General features: G+C 61.9%; 3 protein-coding genes and 2 pseudogenes. 2 read left to right on the forward strand and 3 right to left on the reverse strand.

Annotation, left to right across the window (positions count from 1 at the left end; genetic code table 11):
* Positions 1 to 408 (reverse strand): annotated as a pseudogene (locus AHiyo1_RS12900) (single-stranded DNA-binding protein); the annotation flags it as partial.
* Between the two features lie 55 nt (positions 409 to 463).
* Complete coding sequence (gene rpsF / locus AHiyo1_RS12905; RefSeq protein WP_028267876.1) at positions 464 to 769, reverse strand: 30S ribosomal protein S6; 306 nt, start codon at positions 767 to 769, stop codon at positions 464 to 466.
* A gap of 259 nt (positions 770 to 1,028) precedes the next feature.
* Here rpsF and AHiyo1_RS12910 point away from each other — a divergent pair, with 259 nt between their 5' ends.
* Positions 1,029 to 1,367: a YnfA family protein gene (locus tag AHiyo1_RS12910; RefSeq protein WP_059388837.1), complete on the forward strand. Its 339-nt coding sequence runs from the start codon at positions 1,029 to 1,031 to the stop codon at positions 1,365 to 1,367.
* A gap of 168 nt (positions 1,368 to 1,535) precedes the next feature.
* Positions 1,536 to 2,207 carry a DUF1345 domain-containing protein gene (locus AHiyo1_RS12915; protein WP_253257315.1) on the forward strand — a complete coding sequence of 224 codons (672 nt, stop codon included), beginning with the start codon at positions 1,536 to 1,538 and terminating at the stop codon, positions 2,205 to 2,207.
* A gap of 1 nt (position 2,208) precedes the next feature.
* Here AHiyo1_RS12915 and AHiyo1_RS12920 read toward each other — a convergent pair.
* Positions 2,209 to 2,698, reverse strand: a pseudogene (locus tag AHiyo1_RS12920) (M18 family aminopeptidase); the annotation flags it as partial.

The raw sequence follows: 2,698 nt of genomic DNA on the forward strand, positions 1-2,698 counted from the left end.
TGTTGCCGCCGCCGAAGCCGCCTGGCCACCCTGACCGCCGGAGCGCTGGGTGCGGTTGACCTTGGCATTGGCGTAACGCAGGCTCGGGCCGATTTCATCGACTTCGAGCTCGATAACGGTGCGCTTCTCGCCTTCCTTGGTTTCGTAGGAACGGCTCTTCAGGCGGCCGGAAACGATCACGCGCATGCCCTTGGTGAGGGATTCGGCGACGTTTTCGGCTGCTTCGCGCCATACCGATGCGCGGAGGAACAGGGTTTCCCCGTCCTTCCACTCATTGGACTGGCGGTCGAAGGTCCGGGGAGTAGAAGCGATGGTGAAGTTCGCTACCGCCGAGCCTGACGGTGTGAACCGCAGTTCGGGGTCATTGGTGAGATTACCGATGACCGTAATAGTGGTTTCGCCTGCCATCTACTGCCTCCTTGTTCGTTCCTGCGGGGTAAAGAATGAAAGTCTGGAGCTGAAATTACTCAGCAACGACCTTCTGCTCTTCGGGGCGGGTGATCTTGGTGCGCATGATGGTCTCGTTGAGACTCAGCTGGCGGTCAAGTTCCTTGGCGGTTTCCGGCTTGGCGGTGAAGTTCACCACAGCGTAGATACCTTCGGACTTCTTCTTGATGTCGTAAGCGAGGCGACGGCGGCCCCAGATGTCAACCTTTTCGATGGTTCCACCATCGGTGGTGATGACATTGAGGAACTTCTGAAGCGACGGCTCTACGGTACGCTCTTCGACCTCGGGGTCGATGATTACCATCAATTCGTAAGGACGCATATGTGAACCCACCTCCTTTGGGCTAAGCGGTTACGGCATTTCCGTAACAGGAGGTTCATTTGCGATGAACAGTGCTGATGACCGCTTCCAGAAGCGGAAGCAGGCGCAGCACAGACTTCAATATCTTAGTCCATTTCCCGCCTCTAAGCCTATTCGGCGTGTCGGCATGGTGGAATGCGCGGCGCCGCGTATGTGGATAACCCAGATGTGTGGATAACCCGCGTGGTACCGCGACGCCAGGCTCAGGCAGACTGAACCCATGACCGTCCTCAAATCCGTCGCACTCTTTATCCTCGCGGCCATCGCCGAGATCGGCGGGGCCTGGCTCGTGTGGCAATCGGTCAGGGAGGCCAAACCGTGGTGGTGGGCGGGCCTCGGCATCGCAGCCCTGGGTATCTACGGTTTCGTGGCGGCGTTCCAGCCTGACGCACACTTCGGCCGCGTGCTTGCCGCTTACGGCGGGGTGTTCATCGCCGGATCGTTGGCTTGGGGAATGCTTATGGATGGCTTCCGCCCGGACCGTTGGGACATCATCGGCGCCATGATCTGCATCTTCGGAGTGGCCGTCATCATGTTCGCGCCCCGGCCGGGCAGCTAAGGCGTCACGGCAGCTAAGCCGTCAACGCAGCTAAGCCGTCACGCTGTGCAACTTTCTGGACCGTCCGACGTCGGGATCCCCCGGTTTTCCGGGGCGCTGCTCCATGCATGAGCAAAGTCTGCGTGGCGTGACGCCTGAGCCTCCAGCCAGGCGTGCCATGATCTGACTATGAACGCCGCAGCAAAGAACCAAGGTCCGAAGTCTGCCCGTGCCAAACGTTCCCGATTGCGATTCTTGCTGATGATCGTCACCGGCATCGCTGCCGCAGTGGCGACCGGAATTTGGGGACAGTGGATCTACGCGCCCGCGGCGGGCTGGGCAGTGGCCGCGGTGGTCTACAACATCTTCGTGTGGACAGTCATCACTCGGATGAAGGCGGATCAGACCAGAAGCCACGCCAGGGAAGAAGATCCACGGCGTTCCACGGCCGATCTCCTGATCCTGTGTGCCGCCGTCGGCTCCCTCGCAGCCTTCGTCCTGGTGATGTTCGGCGCGAAGGACGCGCACGGCGTCGACAAATTCATGCTCGCCCTGCTGGCCCTCGTCGGTGCCGTGGCGTCGTGGCTGCTGGTGCACACCCTCTTCACCCTGCGCTATGCCGAGGTGTACTACACGTCCGATCCGCCCGGCGGCATCGAGTTCAACCAAAAGGAACCCCCGCAATACACGGACTTCGCGTACATGGCCTTCAGCCTCGGGATGACGTACCAGGTTTCGGACACATCGATCACCACCAGGGCAATGCGGTCTGCCGCCTTGCGGCACAGCCTGCTCGCCTACGTTTTCGGCGTCGGGATCCTGGCCACCACCATCAACCTCGTGGTGAGCCTGGCGTCTTGAGCTAGATCGCCGTGCGGAAGAACAACTCCGTCACCGTGGCCAGATGGCGCGGATCTTCAACGCCGCATAGCTCGCGTGCGGAGTGCATCGACAGAAGGGGCACGCCGACGTCGACCGTCCGGATCCCCAGGCGGGTGGCCGTCAGCGGACCGATGGTGGAGCCGCACGGGACGTCGTTATTGGAGACGAACTCCTGGTAGGGGATACCCGCCTCGCCGCAGAGCCGCGCCCAGAATGCCGCGCCGGTAGCGTCCGTGGCGTACCGCTGGTTCGCGTTGATCTTGAGAAGCGGTCCGCCATTGAGGATCGGTCGGTTGGCCGGATCGTGCCGCTCCGGGTAGTTGGGGTGGACGGCGTGGCCGGCATCCGCGGAAACACAGAACGACGCCGACAACGCCTGGCGCCGTTCGCTCACCGTTGCGCCCAATCCGTCGGAGATCCGGGTGAGGATGTCTTCGAGGATGGTCCGCAGGCGCCCGAGCGCGAGGCAG

Origin of the sequence: Arthrobacter sp. Hiyo1 (assembly GCF_001263615.2) — a bacterium.
Taxonomy (GTDB): domain Bacteria; phylum Actinomycetota; class Actinomycetes; order Actinomycetales; family Micrococcaceae; genus Arthrobacter.

Coding starts and splice junctions, on each gene's coding strand:
- rpsF (WP_028267876.1), bottom strand. CDS start 769: ATGCGTCCTTACGAATTGATGGTAATCATCGACCCCGAGGTCGAAGAG.
- AHiyo1_RS12910 (WP_059388837.1), top strand. CDS start 1,029: ATGACCGTCCTCAAATCCGTCGCACTCTTTATCCTCGCGGCCATCGCC.
- AHiyo1_RS12915 (WP_253257315.1), top strand. CDS start 1,536: ATGAACGCCGCAGCAAAGAACCAAGGTCCGAAGTCTGCCCGTGCCAAA.